Genomic DNA, 16,078 nt, shown 5'->3' with positions numbered 1-16,078 from the left:
CGATGCGCCACGCACTTCTTCAACGTCTTGGGCACGGGCTGCTGGTGCTGTGGGCCGCCTTTACCCTCTCGTTCGTGTTGCTCCAGGTACTGCCTGGCGACGCGGTGCTGATTAAATTTCAGAACCCGGACCTGGGCCTAAGCCCGGCGCAAATCGAGGAGATGCGCGTGGCCTACGGCGCGGACAGCCCGCTGTGGCAGCAATACGGCCACACGCTGCTGGCGATGCTGCGCGGAGATTTCGGCTATTCATTACAGGCAGGGGTGCCGGTCAGCGAGCTGATTGCCAGCAATCTGCCGGATACCCTGAGCCTCGCCCTGCCCGCCTTTTTACTCGCGGTCCTGTTGGCGTTTGCGCTGGCCTTTGCGTCGCGTCTGCCGGGTCTGCGCTGGCTGAGTAATACCCTCCAGTCTCTGCCGGTTCTGTTTATCTCCTTACCCACGTTCTGGCTGGGGATTGCCCTCATTCAGCTTTTTTCTTTTCAGTTGCGGCTGATCCCGGTGATTAATCCGACGCCGCTGCAGGGGCTGATCCTGCCGATCGTGACCGTCGCGATCCCAATCTCCGCCCCGCTGGCACAAATTCTGATGCGCAGCCTGGACCAGGTGGCGATGCAGCCGTTTGTCGCCGTTGCCCGCGCCAAAGGGCTGAGTGAAACCGCCGTCCTGTGGCGCCACGTCACCGGCAACGCGCTGCTGCCGGTACTCAATATTGCCGGGCTGCTGCTGGGCGAGCTGATTGCCGGGGCGCTGATCACCGAAACCGTATTTGGCCGCAGCGGGCTCGGGCAGCTGACCCAGCAGGCGGTGAACAACCAGGACATCGCCGTGCTTCAGGCGGTGGTCATGATTTCCGCTCTCGGCTTTGTCCTGATCAATCTGCTGGTGGACCTGCTGATGCCGCTGCTGGATCCCCGTCTGCAAACCGTTACCGGAGGTGCATCATGAGCCTGGTCGATTACGCTGCCGCCGCGCGAAAACGCGTTCCCGGCTGGCAGGGCGTCGCGTGGCAGCCGGGACTGTGGCTGGCGTGGGCGGTGATTATTCTCGCGATTTTTGCTGCCGTAGCCCCCGGCCTGTTAACTCACTACAGCCCGGTTGAGGGCATCGCCGGGGCACAACGTCTGGCACCGCAGGCGGGTCACTGGCTCGGCACCGATCAGCTTGGCCGCGATGTTTACACCCGCATTGTGTATGGTGCGTCCCACTCCCTGAGCGCAGCGCTCGCTGCCGTCACGATGGGGCTGGTGGTGGGCACCGGTCTGGGGGTGATCGCCGGCGCGTTCGCCGGACGCGTCGAGTCTTTCCTGATGCGTTTTGTCGACGTGCTGCTGTCCATTCCGTCTCTGCTGCTCTCGCTGACGGTCATTATTCTGCTCGGGTTTGGCACCGTTAACGCCGCCATTGCCGTCGGCGTTGCCTCCATCGCCAGCTTCGCCCGCCTCGCGCGCGGTGAAGTGGTGCGTATCCGCCATACGGATTATGTCGAGGCGGCGTTTGGCAGCGGCGGGACGTTCCTGGCGGTCCTGTGGCGACACATCCTGCCCAACGCCTTAACCGCCGTTCTCGCCTTTGCCACGCTGCAGTTTGGTCAGGCCATTCTGGCGCTTTCCACGCTGAGCTTTCTCGGCTACGGTACCCCGCCGCCCGTTCCGGAATGGGGCTTATTGATTGCCGAAGGCCGTAACTATCTCTCTACCGCCTGGTGGTTAACTACCTTCCCCGGCGTGGTCGTCATCGCCGTCGTGCTTGCCACCAACCGTATCAGCCAGCAGTTCAGCGGAGGCCTGAAATGACCGTACTCTCGGTAGAAAACCTGACCATCAGCTACCGTACCGCGCGCCAGTGGCGCGAGGTGGTGCATAACGTCAGCTTCACCCTCCGGCGGGGGGAAATGCTGGCCTTTGTCGGTGAATCCGGCTCAGGCAAAACCACCACGGCACAGGCGATCATCGGTCTGCTGGCGGATAACGCCCGACGCGATGCAGGGAAAATCGTGCTCAACGGCGAGGAGATTAGCCGGTGGTCAGCGAAGCGTCTCGATACCCTTCGCGGCGCGCGAATCAGCCTGGTTCCGCAGGATCCGGGTAATTCACTCAACCCGGTGAAGACGATCGGCGTACAGGTCGGGGAAATTATTCAGCAGCACCAAAAGGTAACGGCACTCCAGCGCGACGAGCAGGTGCTCGCCCTGCTGACAAAGGTCGGCCTGAGCCATCCCGAACAGCGCATGAAGCAGTATCCGCATCAGCTCTCCGGCGGGATGAAACAGCGCGTGCTGATTGCCATCGCCATCGCCCTGCGCCCGGACGTGATCGTTGCCGATGAGCCCACCAGCGCGCTGGACGTGACGGTGCAAAAACGCATTCTCGATCTGCTGGATATCCTGCGCCGGGAATCGGGTACTGCGGTTCTGTTTGTCACTCACGATCTGGCGCTGGCTGCCCAGCGCGCGGACAGGCTGCTGGTGTTTCGCAACGGCGAGGTTCAGGAGCACGGCGACACCGCCGACATTGTCCGCACGCCGCAGCACGCCTATACCCGCCAGCTGTTGAGCGATCTCCAGGGCCAGCGCCTGACCATTGCCCCGGTAGCTGGCCTTCCTCTGGCGTCACCTGCCATTCGCGCCCGCGCCATCAGCAAACGGTTCTCGCTGGGCAAAGGTCATCACCTTCAGGCGCTGGATCGGGTGACGTTTGACGTCAGGCGCGGCAGCACGCATGCGCTGGTCGGTGAATCCGGCTCCGGGAAAACCACCCTCGCCCGTATTTTGCTGGGTTTTGAACAGGCGGACAGCGGACAGGTCATTATTGATGATATTGATGCCACCACGCTCAGTCGCGAGGCTCGTCGTCAGCTGCGCCAGAAGATCCAGTTTGTCTACCAGAACCCGTTCGCCTCTCTCGACCCGCGTCAAACCCTGTTTGACATCATCGAAGAGCCGCTGAAGAACTTTGCTCGCCTCAGCAAGGCGGAGCGCAAGCTCCGGGTGGAGACCGTGGCGCAGCGGGTTGCCCTGCCCGTCGAACTCCTGACCCGCACCGCAAGGGAGCTTTCAGGCGGGCAGCGCCAGCGCGTAGCTATCGCCCGGGCGCTGATTCTGGAGCCGACAATTCTGGTGCTGGACGAAGCTACCTCCGCGCTGGACGTCACCGTACAGGCGCAGATTCTGGCACTGCTTCAGCAGCTGCAGCAGCAACTGGGATTGACCTACCTCTTTATCACGCACGATCTTTCTATCGTCCGCCGGATCGCCCACAGCGTCACGGTGCTGCGCAGCGGCCAGGTGGTCGAACACGGTGACGTCGAGACCTTATTCACGTCGCCGCAGAACGACTATACCCGCGAGCTGATTGCCGCCATTCCCCATTTTTCACCCGCTACGGAGGAGTTCGCATGACGCGAAAACGCCTGGGATTTTTCACCCGCCTGCTTGACGACGCCACGCCGAAGGAACGCTATCGTCTGGCAACCGAACAGATCCGCCACGCCGAACGCCACGGTTTTGACAGCGCCTGGATCGCGCAGCACCACTTCCACGAAAGTGAAGGCGGCCTGCCGTCGCCGCTGCTGTTTCTGGCCCACGTTGCGGCGCATACCGAAACCATCCGCCTGGGCACGGCCATCATTACCCTGCCGATGGAAAACCCGCTGCGCGTGGCGGAAGATGCGGCGGTGCTGGATTTACTCGCCGATGGTCGTCTCGAAGTCGGTTTTGGTTCGGGCGGCACGCCGACCTCTTTCCTGCCGTTCGGACTGACGTTTGAACAGCGCGGCGCGGCCTTTGCTGACCATTTGCATATGATCCAGAGCGCCTGGCGCGGGGATTCGCTCACCCATCCGGATAACCACCTTTATCCGCCAGCGCCACAGCTGGCTGAACGGATCTGGATTGCCACCTTTTCCGTCGACGGTGCCGTTCGCGCCGCGCGGGCCGGACACGGTTTGATGCTCTCCCGCACGCAGCCGCGCCCGGCAGACCAGTTTGATTTGACGCTCGACGCGATCCAGAACCCGATTGTGGATGCCTACCTTGAGGCTCTGCCTGCGGGCATTGCACCGCGCATTCTGGCCTCCCGTACGGCGTTCGTCGCCGACAGCGATGACTACGCGCTGAAGGTCGCCACGCCGGGTCTCACCAGGCAGGCCCAGCAGCATCGCGCTGCCGGACACGCGGTTAAAGGTGACACTGTCACAGATTTTCGTCGCCAGTTCGACGCCCATATCGGCTCGCCAGAGACGGTGCTGCATTCGCTGCAGGCTGATTCCGTTCTCCGGCGCGCCACGGACATCTCATTCCAGGTCCATTCGGTTGAGCCCACCCATCGCGACACGCTGCGCTCCATCGAACTGATCGCCGAACGGATTGCCCCCCACATACTTTGAGGAGACACCTATGTCATTAAGTCACGACATTCTCGCCGAGCTGGCGGAAATTAAACCCGGTTCCCCTCTGGCAGAGGCGCGCGCCACGCGGGACGCCGCCACGCGCCACGCACAGGGCAGCTACGAAATCTTATTTACCCAGCAGGATAGCGATTTTGCGCTGGACGAGCGCTTCGCCGTCGCGGCAAAAGTCGCCAGGTGGCACAACGCGGAGGCGCTGGCCGCGCACTATGCGGGGTTTGGCCTGGCCGACCCAACATCCGAACGCCTGACCCCGGCGCTGCACTTCGCGCGCCTGCTGACGTTCTCTCCCGTCGAAGCCACGCCGTCCGCGTTGACGGCGCTGACCCGGGCGGGCTGGAGCAAGGGAGGCATTGTTACCCTGGCGCAGCTTGTTGCGTTTGTCAGCTTTCAGAGCCGACTCGTCGCCGGGCTGCGGCTGCTAAATGACAAGCCGGTGGTGGCAAGCGATGCGCCGGTGGCGGCAGGCATCTGGCATACAACCGCAACCACGGTCTCCGGGAAGACGGCTCCCGTCGCGTTCACCCAGCAGGAGCTGGGCTGGGAGCCGTGGATCGACGCCAAACCGCTGGCGGACTTCCGTGATGACGAGGTTGCCGTTCTGGCGAAATTTGGCCATACCGATTCCGACTACTTCCGCCTGCTGGGGCGCAACCTGCCGGTGCTTGAACAGCGCACGCTAACGGATAAAGGAATTTTTTATACGCCGGGGGGATTGCCGCGCGCCGAACGCGAGCTGGCCGCAACGGTAGCCAGTAAAATTAACGGCTGCATCTACTGCGCCTCTGTCCATGCGCGCAAAGCCAGCCAGCTGTCAAAGGATGACGCGGCGGTAGAGGCCCTGCTGGCCGTACGTCCGGGACGCTCCCTGAGCGAGGGGCAATCTGCGCGCTGGCAGGCGGAAATTAATTTTGCGGCAGCGCTGTCGGTTACCCCGCCTGCCGCCACGCCGCTGCACCTCGCTGCTCTGGAAAAAGAGGGGCTTGATACCCTGGCGCAGCTTGACCTGGTGCAGTCCGCTGCGTTCTTCGCCTGGGCCAACCGCCTGATGCTGACGCTGGGTGAGCCCTGGCTTGCCTGAATGCAATCAGGCTAGCGCGCGAGCGTTAGCCTGAGCCTGTCTGGCCCGCAGGTAACCGTAGATCAACAGCGCGCTCATGGCCGAGAACGAGAGGAGCGCCGCAGGCAGCGTGACGTAGCGCCAGCTAAAGCCGAGGGTAATCATCATCCCACCAAAGTACGCCCCGATCGCGCTGCCGAGATTAAACGCCATCTGCCCTCCGGCTGCCCCCAGCATCTCACCGCCCTTCGCATTTTGCAGAAGCAAAATTTGCAGCGGTGCAGAGAGCGCAAACAGCCCGGCACAGCAGATAAAGCCCATTACCAGCGAGGCCGTTTTCAGTTCGCCCAGGGCGAAAAGCAGCAGCAGCGAGGCGACAATCACCATATCGGTGATGGCCGCAATGCGCAGCGGGCTAAAGCGCCCCGACAGTTTGCCGCTCAGCAGATTGCCCAACACCATGCCAAGGCCCATCAGCATCATGATGGCCGTCATCATCCCTTCGGAAAAGCCAGAAACGTTGACCATAAACGGCTTAACGAAGCTGAACCACGCGAACACGCCAGCATTGCCAAACATGGTGGCGGCAAAAATCAGCCAGGGTTCCGGTTTCTTCAGGAACTGAAACTGCTCGGACAATTTGATTTCTGATTTGTCATGGATGTCCGGCACCCAGAGCAGCACCGAGAGGATCACCAGCGCATCGAACAGGGCTATCAGGAAAAAGGTATAACGCCAACTGAACTGGTGCCCCAGCCAGGTGCCGAGCGGGACGCCCACCAGGTTGGCCACGGTCATCCCGGCGATCATCCCGGCCACCGCGACCGTCACCCTACCGGGTGGCGCAATTTTAGAGAGGATAATCGCCCCGACGCCGAAAATCGCGCCGTGCGGAAAACCGGAAATCAAGCGCCCCAACGCCAGCCAGAAATATGACGTTGAAAACGTAAACAGGGCATTTCCGACTGCGCACATGGCAACCAGAAACAGCAGCGTCGTTTTTAACGAGAACTTGCAGGAGAACAGCGCCACAATCGGCGCGCCAATCACCACGCCGAAGGCATAAAACGAGATCATATTCCCGGCGGAAGGAATCGAAATGCCGGTGTCGTGCGCCAGCTCGGTTAACACCCCCATAATGCCAAATTCAGCCATACCCAGGCCAAATGTGCCAAGCGCCAACGAAAATATTGTCTTTTTCATGCCTCAACCACCGGTTAATCATTCGCGAGGGCATTATTAAATAATCTTGTATGGTGAGCCAGTTCAAATCAGCTGGCTGACACGTTAATCCATTAATTCAGGTGGATTACACTTCATAGTGCGGCCTCGCTTTTTCCACGCCGGACAACCTGAGGATGACAATCATGGGAAGCAAAAAGAAAACCCCTGTCGCTGTTGATGTCGTATCGAATGCCCCCCTTAAGACCAAAGAGTATGAAAAAGAGCTCCGCCGCCTGCACGTCGAACTGGTTAAGCTCCAGCAGTGGGTCGTCGCCAAAGGATTGAAGGTGTGCATTGTTTTTGAGGGACGCGACGGCGCCGGCAAAGGCGGCACCATTAAAGCGATCACCGAGCGCGTCAGCCCCCGCGTGTTTCGCGTTGTTGCGCTTCCTGCCCCAACGGATAAAGAGAAAAGCCAGCTCTACTTCCAGCGCTATGTGCCTCACCTGCCCTCGGCGGGTGAAATCGTGATCTTCGATCGCAGCTGGTATAACCGCGCGGGCGTGGAGCGGGTGATGGGGTTCTGCACGGAGGAACAGGCGGAGAAATTTTTAGACGGCGCGCCGGTTATGGAAAAAGCGATGGTCGATGCCGGAATTATCCTGCTGAAGTACTGGCTGGAGGTGACGCCGAAAGAGCAGGAGCGGCGCCTGCGCGACCGCATCAACGATGGGCGTAAGATCTGGAAGCTGTCGCCGATGGATATTAAATCCTTTAACCTCTGGGACGAATACACCCGCGCGCGCGACGCCATGTTTGAAGCCACCGATACAGCCTGGGCACCGTGGTTTGTCGCCCGTTCTGAAGATAAAAAACGCGTGCGTCTGAATATTATTTCGCATCTACTTTCGCAGATCCCGTATAAAGAAATTCACGTCGACAAGGTGGATTTACCGAAGCGCAAAATCGGCAAAGTCAAACCCACGAAATACCCGTTCCGGTATGTGGAAGAGCGGTTTTGATTTGAAGAGTAGGCTCGCGCAAGCGCAGCGCCGCCGGGCAGAGCCGACGGCGCAGGTCTTACTTCATCCCTTCCGTACTTTCCTGTTTCGCCTCCAGCCGTTCCACATCACGATACCAGCGCGGGTGATGTTTCTGCGCCCAGCGGCGGCTCACCTTCCCTTCAATCATCCCTTTGATCGACCCTTTAACCCAGAACGCCATATACATATGGATCAGGATGGCATGAATCAGGATGATGGCAGACGTCGCGTGAATTAGCAGCGCGTAACGCACCACCTGGATCGGGAAGTACTGTGCAAAATACGGACGCCAGATCATCACGCCGGTCACCAGCAGCACAAAAATCATGCTCATGATGGTCCAGAACATCATCTTCTGTCCGGCATTGTATTTCCCCACCTTCGCGACTTTATGCTCGTTACCCTTCAGGACTTCGACAATCCCTTTCACCCACGGGATGTCCTGCTTGTCCGGAATATTGTGATGGACAAAGCGCACGAACATAAACATCAGCACCACGAAAATCAGCACGCCGAAGAACGGATGCAGAATGCGCCCCATCTGCGGCGTCCCGAAGGTTTCCGTAAGCCACTGTAGCGTCGGGAAAAAGAACGAAATTCCGGATACCGCCACCAGGAAGAAGCAAATGACCACCGTCCAGTGACAGGCGCGATCGACAAATTTGGTGCGCACTATCATTTTCGACTTACTCATGATGCTCCTCCTCGTCGTCATCCACCTCTTTATTCGGGCCGATACCGATGTAGTGATAGATCAGCCCCGCAAAGGTGGCGATAAAGCCCGCCGCAGAGAGCGGTTTAAGCGCCCCTTTCCACAGGTTAATGGAGGTATCGATCGCCGGATCTTTCGGCAGGTTGTGATACAGCTCCGGCTGGTCGTTGTGATGCAGCACGTACATCACGTGCGTGCCGCCCACGCCCTGCGGGTTGTAAATGCCCGCCTTGTCGTAGCCGCGCGCTTTCAGCTTCTCCACGCGCTCTTGCGCCACGTCGAGCATCTCTTTTTTGGTGCCGAAGTGGATCGCACCGGTCGGACAGGTCTTCACGCACGCAGGCTCCTGCCCGACGCTGACGCGGTCCACGCACAGGGTGCATTTGTATACCCGGTTATCCTCTTTATTGAGGCGTGGGATATTAAATGGACAGCCCGCGATGCAGTAGCCGCAGCCGATGCAGTTATCCTGCTGGAAGTCGACGATCCCGTTGGCGTACTGAATTATCGCACCGGCAGACGGACACGCCTTCAGGCAGCCCGGATCTTCACAGTGCATACAGCCGTCCTTGCGGATCAGCCACTCCAGCCTGCCGTTCTGGTCGGTTTCGCTAAAGCGCATCACCGTCCAGGATTTGGCGCTCAGATCCGCCGGGTTATCGTAGAACCCGACGCAGTGCCCCACCTCGTCGCGGATATCGTTCCACTCCGAACAGGCCACCTGGCAGGCCTTACAGCCCACGCAGGAGGAGACGTCGATAAGCTTGGCGACCTCTGCCTTATAGTCCCGCGCGCGAGGCGCGGGGGTAATCGGGTTAGTCGCGGAGCGTTTAATAATGTCTTGTGTTTCCATCGCCATTTAATCGCTCCTTACGCTTTCTCGATGTTGACCAGAAACGCTTTGTACTCCGGCGTTTGCGAGTTGGAATCGCCGACGTTTGGCGTCAGGGTGTTGGCGATATAGCCTTTCTGCGCCACCCCTTCAAAGCCCCAGTGCAGCGGAATACCGATGGTTTCCACCTGTTGGCCGTGCACGTTCAGACTTTGCAAACGACGGGTCACCACCGCCACGGCGCGAATAAAGCCGCGCTTGCTGCTAACCTTCACGCGATCGCCATTGGCAATGCCTTTCGCCTTAGCCAGCGTTTCGCTTATCTCCACAAACTGTTCCGGCTGCGCGATGGCATTAAGCCGCGCGTGCTTGGTCCAGGTGTGGAAATGCTCGGTCAGGCGGTAGGTCGTCCCCACGTACGGGAATTTGTCCTTTTTGCCTAAGCGCAGCACGTCCTCTTCGTAGATGCGCACCACCGGGCTTGAGACCACATTCGGGTGCAGCGGGTTGGTCCCCAGCGGCGTTTCCATCGGCTCGTAGTGTTCCGGGAATGGCCCTTCTGCCAGCTTGTTGAGGGCGAACAGGCGCCCCAGCCCTTCCGGCTGCATGATGAATGGCCCGGTGTTGCTGCCCGGCGCGGCGGTGTTGTAATCCGGAATGTCGTTCCCCGTCCACTTCGCCCCGTTCCACTGGATCAGCATCCGTTTCGGATCCCACGGCTTGCCGTTCACGTCGGCGGACGCGCGGTTGTACAGCACGCGACGGTTCAGCGGCCACGCCCATGCCCAGCCCAGCGTGTTGCCCAGGCCTGACGGGTCAGCGTTATCGCGGTTCGCCATCTGGTTACCCTGCTCCGTCCAGCTGCCGGTGTAGATCCAGCAGGACGATGCCGTGGTACCGTCGTCACGCAGCAGCGCAAAGCTGTTCAGCAGCTGGCCTTTTTTCGCCACCAGGCTGCCGTTGGCGTCGTAGAGATCCGCCAGCGCCACGCCGTTGTTCTCTTTCGCGACTTCCTCAGACTCAGGACGATCCGGCTGCTTGTAGTGCCAGCTCATCTTCAGCAGCGGCTCCGCGCCTTTGCCGCCTTCGGTGCGGTACATTTCGCGCAGACGATGATAAATGCCGGCCAGAATTTCGCCGTCGTTACGCGCTTCGCCCGGTGCATCCTGCCCTTTCCAGTGCCACTGCAGCCAGCGGCCGGAGTTGGCAATAGAGCCGTCCTCTTCCGCAAAGCAGGTGGAGGGCAGGCGGAACACTTCGGTCTGAATCGACGCCGGATCGACATCGTTGGATTCCCCGTGGTTCTGCCAGAAGGTGGAGGTCTCGGTCACCAGCGGATCGATAACCACCATGTACTTCAGCTTGCTCAGGCTGCGCACGACTTTGTTTTTATCCGGGAATGACGCCACCGGGTTAAAGCCCTGGCAGATATAACCGGTGACGTCGCCCTTATCCATCATGTTGAAATACTTGATGACGTCGTAAGCCTGATCCCACTTGGGCAGCCACTCAAAGCCCCAGTCATTCTCCTTCTGCGCCGCGTCGCCGTAGAAGGATTTCATCAGGCTGACGTAGAACTTCGGATAGTTGCTCCAGTAGTTCACCTGGTCCGGCAGCGTTGCTTTTGGCGTATTAGCTTCAAGATACGCTTGCAGACTGGCCTGCTTTTCCGACGGCAGCGTCAGGTAGCCCGGCAGGCTGGTGGAGAGCAGACCGAGATCGGTTAAGCCCTGAATGTTAGAGTGGCCTCGAAGAGCGTTCACGCCGCCACCGGCCATCCCCATGTTGCCGAGCAGCAGCTGGATCATCGCCATGGTACGGATGTTCTGCGCGCCCACGGTGTGCTGCGTCCAGCCCAGCGCATACAGGAACGTGGTGGTTCTGTCAGCGGCGCTGGTGGAGGCCAGCACCTCGCACACTTTCAGGAAGTCCGCTTTCGGCGTGCCGCAGATGTTCTCCACCACTTCCGGCGTATAGCGGGAAACGTGCTGCTTCAGCAGGTTCCACACGCAGCGCGGATGCGTGAGCGTTTCATCCCGCATCGCATAGCCGTTTTCATCGAACTGATAGTTCCAGGACGTTTTGTCGTACTGGCGTTTTTCAGCGTCATAGCCGCTGAACAGCCCGTCATCGAAGGCAAAATCATCCCGCACCAGCAGGTTCGCGTTGGTGTAATGCTTAACGTAGTCCGCGTTAATTTTGTTGTTTTCGATCAGGTACAGCAGCACGCCGGAGAGGAACGTAATGTCCGTACCGGAGCGGATCGGCGCATAGATATCCGCCACCGATGCCGTACGCGTAAAGCGCGGATCGACGACGATAAGCGTCGCATCGTTGTTGTTTTTCGCTTCCATCGCCCAGCGGAATCCCACCGGATGGGCTTCAGCGGCGTTACCGCCCATCACCACCACGACGTTTGCGTTTTTAATATCAACCCAGTGGTTGGTCATCGCACCGCGACCAAATGTTGGAGCAAGACTTGCTACCGTTGGTCCGTGTCAGACGCGCGCCTGGTTGTCTACCGCCAGCATGCCGAGAGAGCGCACAAATTTTTGCGTCAGCATGCCGGTTTCATTGCTTGCCGCAGATGCACACAGCATCCCGGTAGAGAGCCAGCGGTTGACCGTCACGCCCTGCTCGTTCTTTTCAATAAAGTTGGCGTCACGGTCAGCTTTCATCAGTTTTGCAATACGGGAGAACGCCTCATCCCAGGAGATACGCTGCCATTTGTCGGAGCCCGGCGCGCGGTATTCCGGGTAGCGGAGGCGGTTTTCGCTGTGGACATAGTCCAGCAGTCCCGCCCCTTTCGGGCACAGCGCCCCACGGCTCACCGGATGATCCGGATCCCCTTCAATATGGTAAATCGCTTCTCTGGCGTTCTTCGCGCCATCGCCCAGGCTATACATCAATAGCCCACAACCCACGGAGCAGTATGTGCAGGTGTTACGGATCTCTTTCGCACGCAGCAGCTTATAGTTGCGTGCCTGAGCCAGCGCCATTTTGGGAGCAAATCCCAGCATTGCGGCTGTGGTTCCGGCCATACCGCCCGCGCAGATTTTGAAAAATTGTCTGCGGCTGACGTCCATTGTTGTCCTCGTTATCTGATAAGACTTCGCGCCGCAAACTAACATTAAAGCCCCTGTTTTTTTTGCGTCAAATCAAGGTCGCCTGACGTCGCCCCCTTAATAGTCACCGCTGCCGCGTTTGAATAATCCTTAAGGGTTAAACACGTGGGAGAATAATTCGCGACAGGGTCAGAATTAATGCTATACATTTTCCCTTTGATTTTATTAGCGATGAAAACGTAATGGACAGAAAGAGAGCAACGCTCACGGGGCTGGCGGCGATACTGCTATGGAGCACAATGGTGGGCCTGATTCGCAGCGTAAGCGAGGGGCTGGGGCCCGTCGGCGGCGCGGCGATGATTTACACCCTCAGCGGGTTATTGTGCCTGGTAACGGTAGGATTTCCTGATATTAAACGTTTCTCACCCGGGTATCTTATTGCAGGCAGCGTACTGTTTGTCAGTTACGAAATTTGTCTGGCGCTGTCGTTAGGCTATGCCGCCACGCGAGCGCAGGCCATAGAAGTCGGTATGGTTAATTATCTCTGGCCGAGCCTGACGATCGTCTTTGCTATTTTATTCAACGGACAGAAATCAACGCTGTGGGTCGTCCCCGGTTTAGCTATCGCTCTGCTCGGCGTGTGTTGGGTATTAGGAGGTGAGCAAGGATTACACATTGATGAAATAATCCGCAATGTCGTCTCTAATCCCCTTAGCTATACGCTTGCTTTTGCCGGAGCATTTATCTGGGCCGCCTACTGCACCGTAACCGCCAAATTTGCCAAAGGGCAAAACGGTATTACCCTCTTTGTTTTGCTCACTGCGCTGAGCCTGTGGGTGAAATATACTATTAGCGATCAGCCAGAAATGGTGTTCAGCTTTCCGGTTATCGTGAAGCTCGTTATGTGCGGCATTGCGCTTGGGTTTGGCTATGCGGCATGGAATATTGGCATTCTGCACGGTAACGTCACGGTGCTGGCTGCCGTATCCTATTTTACTCCCGTGCTCTCCGCCGCGCTTGCAGCCGTGCTGCTAAGCTCACCCCTCTCTTTTTCGTTCTGGCAGGGCGCGTTGATGGTCTGCGCCGGGTCATTGCTCTGCTGGTACGCTACACGAAAATAGGGTTCAGATTTATGCCGGGTTCGATTAAATCCGGCATAAAAATTAACATAAATTTAATATGTGATCACATCGTAATATATTAATCAGAACATTAGTGCATTTGTTGATGTTCTGTTTATATTAGCTTCCTTCGTCAATTCCCCCGGCATCAAATTGACATAACCTGACACCGCTGCGTAACTACTTCCCTGCGAATATTACCGCTCTTAATAACACGAAATGCAATAATATTCGCCATCATGGTTGCCAAAAAATAAACTCATACTGATTAAATAATCGCCACAGCATTTTATTCAGGCGTCATTAACCCGATCTCGATCACACTAAATGAAATTATTACTCATATTTTGAAACTTATTATTGAAAGACAACTACAAGATTTTTAAAAATAGCACGCCGTTGACGAACAGCCTCGTTTAGAAATCGTTCGCGATGGTTCAGGAAATACTGAAAAAAATTATAAGGAATATTTAAGATGAAACTTAAATTAGTTGCAGTGGCAGTCACTTCCATGTTGGCAGCAGGCGTTGTAAACGCAGCTGAGATTTATAACAAAGACGGTAACAAGCTGGATCTGTACGGTAAAGTGACAGGTCTGCACTATTTCTCTGATGACGCAGGCGCAGACGGTGATAAAACCTACATGCGTATCGGCTTCAAGGGTGAAACCCAGGTTAACGACCAGCTGTCCGGTTACGGCCAGTGGGAATACCAGATTCAGGGTAACAAGGACGAAGGCGACAACCAGTCCTGGACCCGTGTGGCCTTCGCAGGTCTGAAGTTCGCTGAAGCCGGTTCATTCGATTACGGTCGTAACTACGGCGTGATTTACGACGTGACTTCCTGGACCGACGTTCTGCCAGAATTCGGCGGTGACACCTACGGTGCCGACAACTTCCTGCAGTCTCGTGCAAACGGCGTGGCAACTTACCGTAACCAGGACTTCTTCGGTCTGGTTGACGGCCTGAACTTTGCCCTGCAGTACCAGGGTAAAAATGGCAGCGTAAGCGGTGAAAACACTAACGGCCGCAGCCTGCTGAACCAGAACGGCGACGGCTACGGCGCGTCTCTGACTTACGATCTGGGTGAAGGCTTCAGCGTCGGTGGTGCAATGTCCTCTTCCCGTCGTACCGCTGACCAGAATGCAGCAGGCGTATACGGTGAAGGCGACCGCGCTGAAGTGTACAGCGGCGGCGTGAAGTACGACGCGAACAACGTTTACCTCGCGGCGCAGTACTCTCAGACCTATAACGCAACCCGTTTCGGCACCTCTAACGGTAACCGCAGCGACATCTACGGCTTTGCAAACAAGGCGCAAAACTTCGAAGTTGTGGCTCAGTATCAGTTCGACTTTGGCCTGCGTCCATCCATCGCTTACCTGCAGTCTAAAGGCAAAGACATCGAGAACTTCGGCGACCAGGATCTGGTTAAATACATCGATGTTGGCACGACCTATTATTTTAACAAAAACATGTCCACCTACGTGGATTACAAAATCAACCTGCTCGACGACAACCAGTTCACTCGCCAGGCAGGTATCGGTACCGACAACATCGTGGCGCTGGGTCTGACCTACCAGTTCTAAGATTTGTCAGTACAAAAGCCAGCGTAACACGCTGGCTTTTTTTATCTTCCGCTTTTACCCGACAGACAACTCCCCGCCTGCCGCCCGACGCAGCCAGGTTTGCAGCAGCTTGCCGTCTTCGGTCATCTCTGAATCTGAACGCACGCAGAGGTAATAATCGCGCCCGTCATCAATCGGTAAGTCAAATATCTTGACCAGCTCGCCGCTCTCAAGATATGGCGCAATCAGCGGCTCACGCATGAGCGCACATCCCAGCCCTGCCTGAACGCCCGCCAGCGTCAATAGCCCGTCTTCAAACAGCGGGCCGCTGCGCCGGAGTGGACGTTTTACCCCCTGCAACAAAAACCACTGCGTCCAGCTCGTACGCTCTTCATCGTGCAGCAGCGGCATTTGCAGCAGCTGTTCAGGCGTGTCGATATGGCCATGAACGCGCAAAAACGCGCGGCTGCACACCGGCACCATCTGGCCGGAAATCAGCTTTTCACTCTGATACCCCGCCCACTGCCCGTTACCAAAACGAATCGACATATCCGACGCGTCGCTCAGATAGTTACGGTGATTGGCATACACCACGTTGATCTCGGTTTGCGGATTGGCGCGCATGAACGCAGGCAAGCGCGGGATAAACCAACCCATACCAAAAAGCGGAATCAGGCTGATGGTGACCTGACGCGTTTGCGCCTGCTCCGCCAGGTGCTCCGTCGCCTGGCGCAACACGTTAAAGGCCGCACGGATCGAGCGGTAATATTCCCGCCCGTGCTGGCTCAGCACCAGCCTGCGTCCCTGACGTTCCGTGAGCGGCATTTGCAGGTATCCTTCGAGCACCTTGAGCTGATGACTGACGGCCGACGGAGAGATATCCAGCTCCTGCGCGGCCAGCGTGACGCTCCCCAGCCTGGCGATGGCCTCGAATGCACGAACGGCCCGAAGCGGCGGATCGTTTGCCAGGCGGCTCTCTGCAAACGCCGTCAGGCTCGCCAATTGTTCTGTTTTATTCATATGTTGATTTCTTTAGGCTTTTCACCCAAAAGCAGGCTTTAACTATTTTCATTTAAATCATAAACATAAAACAATATTTATTTATCATAAG

At 57.6% G+C, this 16,078-nt stretch carries 13 protein-coding genes; 8 read left to right on the top strand and 5 right to left on the bottom strand.

Translation table 11 applies throughout. The features are described 5' to 3' along the window. Window positions 1–2: 2 nt before the first annotated feature. From APT89_RS04260 to APT89_RS04240, 5 genes are read left to right on the top strand one after another with little or no spacing between them, the layout of a single operon-like run. Entirely contained in the window at window positions 3–947 is a 945-nt protein-coding gene (locus APT89_RS04260; protein ID WP_045630460.1) for an ABC transporter permease, read from the top strand. After that, on the top strand, window positions 944–1,795 hold the full coding sequence (locus APT89_RS04255; RefSeq protein WP_060571794.1) for an ABC transporter permease: 852 nt from the start codon (window positions 944–946) through the stop codon (window positions 1,793–1,795). The genes APT89_RS04260 and APT89_RS04255 overlap by 4 nt, the downstream gene beginning before the upstream one ends. After that, window positions 1,792–3,399 carry a dipeptide ABC transporter ATP-binding protein gene (locus APT89_RS04250; protein WP_060571793.1) on the top strand — a complete coding sequence of 536 codons (1,608 nt, stop codon included), beginning with the start codon at window positions 1,792–1,794 and terminating at the stop codon, window positions 3,397–3,399. The genes APT89_RS04255 and APT89_RS04250 overlap by 4 nt, the downstream gene beginning before the upstream one ends. Further along, a complete protein-coding gene (locus APT89_RS04245) occupies window positions 3,396–4,385 on the top strand; it encodes a putative FMN-dependent luciferase-like monooxygenase (RefSeq protein WP_041909854.1) in 990 nt (329 codons plus the stop codon). Before APT89_RS04250 ends, APT89_RS04245 begins: the two co-directional genes overlap by 4 nt. Before the next feature lie 10 nt (window positions 4,386–4,395). Further along, window positions 4,396–5,487, top strand: a complete 1,092-nt coding sequence (locus APT89_RS04240) for an alkylhydroperoxidase domain protein (RefSeq protein ID WP_041909852.1) — start codon at window positions 4,396–4,398, stop codon at window positions 5,485–5,487. A 6-nt stretch (window positions 5,488–5,493) separates the two neighbouring features. On the opposite strand, the gene araJ is transcribed toward APT89_RS04240, so the two are convergent. Then, window positions 5,494–6,669 carry an MFS transporter AraJ gene (gene araJ / locus APT89_RS04235; protein WP_060571792.1) on the bottom strand — a complete coding sequence of 392 codons (1,176 nt, stop codon included), beginning with the start codon at window positions 6,667–6,669 and terminating at the stop codon, window positions 5,494–5,496. A 164-nt stretch (window positions 6,670–6,833) separates the two neighbouring features. Here araJ and ppk2 point away from each other — a divergent pair, with 164 nt between their 5' ends. Next, window positions 6,834–7,652 (top strand): polyphosphate kinase 2, encoded by an 819-nt coding sequence (gene ppk2, locus APT89_RS04230; RefSeq protein WP_045630464.1) that lies wholly within the window; start codon window positions 6,834–6,836, stop codon window positions 7,650–7,652. Between the two features lie 58 nt (window positions 7,653–7,710). On the opposite strand, the gene fdnI is transcribed toward ppk2, so the two are convergent. The 3 genes from fdnI to fdnG are packed head-to-tail and all read right to left on the bottom strand — an operon-like array spanning window position 7,711 to window position 12,303. Continuing rightward, entirely contained in the window at window positions 7,711–8,367 is a 657-nt protein-coding gene (gene fdnI, locus APT89_RS04225) for a formate dehydrogenase-N subunit gamma (RefSeq protein WP_028013252.1), read from the bottom strand. Then, window positions 8,360–9,244, bottom strand: a complete 885-nt coding sequence (gene fdxH, locus APT89_RS04220; protein ID WP_060571791.1) for a formate dehydrogenase subunit beta — start codon at window positions 9,242–9,244, stop codon at window positions 8,360–8,362. The genes fdnI and fdxH overlap by 8 nt, the downstream gene beginning before the upstream one ends. 11 nt (window positions 9,245–9,255) lie before the next feature. Then, window positions 9,256–12,303 (bottom strand): formate dehydrogenase-N subunit alpha, encoded by a 3,048-nt coding sequence (gene fdnG, locus APT89_RS04215; RefSeq protein WP_157846185.1) that lies wholly within the window; start codon window positions 12,301–12,303, stop codon window positions 9,256–9,258. A gap of 221 nt (window positions 12,304–12,524) precedes the next feature. On the opposite strand from fdnG, the gene yddG reads away from it, so the two are divergent. Then, complete coding sequence (yddG, locus tag APT89_RS04205; protein ID WP_028013255.1) at window positions 12,525–13,403, top strand: aromatic amino acid DMT transporter YddG; 879 nt, start codon at window positions 12,525–12,527, stop codon at window positions 13,401–13,403. Between the two features lie 475 nt (window positions 13,404–13,878). Then, window positions 13,879–14,988: a porin OmpC gene (locus APT89_RS04200; RefSeq protein ID WP_028013256.1), complete on the top strand. Its 1,110-nt coding sequence runs from the start codon at window positions 13,879–13,881 to the stop codon at window positions 14,986–14,988. Between the two features lie 54 nt (window positions 14,989–15,042). Here APT89_RS04200 and APT89_RS04195 read toward each other — a convergent pair whose 3' ends face one another. Beyond that, window positions 15,043–15,987, bottom strand: a complete 945-nt coding sequence (locus tag APT89_RS04195; RefSeq protein ID WP_028013257.1) for a LysR substrate-binding domain-containing protein — start codon at window positions 15,985–15,987, stop codon at window positions 15,043–15,045. Window positions 15,988–16,078: the final 91 nt, after the last annotated feature.

The organism is Enterobacter sp. 50588862 (genome assembly GCF_001462935.1).
Taxonomy (GTDB): domain Bacteria; phylum Pseudomonadota; class Gammaproteobacteria; order Enterobacterales; family Enterobacteriaceae; genus Enterobacter; species Enterobacter bugandensis.
Note: the sequence above shows the minus strand (reverse complement) of the source record. Positions and strands in the feature narration are given on the sequence as shown.

Coding starts and splice junctions, on each gene's coding strand:
- yddG (WP_028013255.1), top strand. CDS start 12,525: ATGGACAGAAAGAGAGCAACGCTCACGGGGCTGGCGGCGATACTGCTA.
- fdxH (WP_060571791.1), bottom strand. CDS start 9,244: ATGGCGATGGAAACACAAGACATTATTAAACGCTCCGCGACTAACCCG.
- APT89_RS04195 (WP_028013257.1), bottom strand. CDS start 15,987: ATGAATAAAACAGAACAATTGGCGAGCCTGACGGCGTTTGCAGAGAGC.
- fdnI (WP_028013252.1), bottom strand. CDS start 8,367: ATGAGTAAGTCGAAAATGATAGTGCGCACCAAATTTGTCGATCGCGCC.
- APT89_RS04245 (WP_041909854.1), top strand. CDS start 3,396: ATGACGCGAAAACGCCTGGGATTTTTCACCCGCCTGCTTGACGACGCC.
- ppk2 (WP_045630464.1), top strand. CDS start 6,834: ATGGGAAGCAAAAAGAAAACCCCTGTCGCTGTTGATGTCGTATCGAAT.
- APT89_RS04260 (WP_045630460.1), top strand. CDS start 3: ATGCGCCACGCACTTCTTCAACGTCTTGGGCACGGGCTGCTGGTGCTG.
- araJ (WP_060571792.1), bottom strand. CDS start 6,669: ATGAAAAAGACAATATTTTCGTTGGCGCTTGGCACATTTGGCCTGGGT.
- APT89_RS04250 (WP_060571793.1), top strand. CDS start 1,792: ATGACCGTACTCTCGGTAGAAAACCTGACCATCAGCTACCGTACCGCG.
- APT89_RS04200 (WP_028013256.1), top strand. CDS start 13,879: ATGAAACTTAAATTAGTTGCAGTGGCAGTCACTTCCATGTTGGCAGCA.
- APT89_RS04255 (WP_060571794.1), top strand. CDS start 944: ATGAGCCTGGTCGATTACGCTGCCGCCGCGCGAAAACGCGTTCCCGGC.
- APT89_RS04240 (WP_041909852.1), top strand. CDS start 4,396: ATGTCATTAAGTCACGACATTCTCGCCGAGCTGGCGGAAATTAAACCC.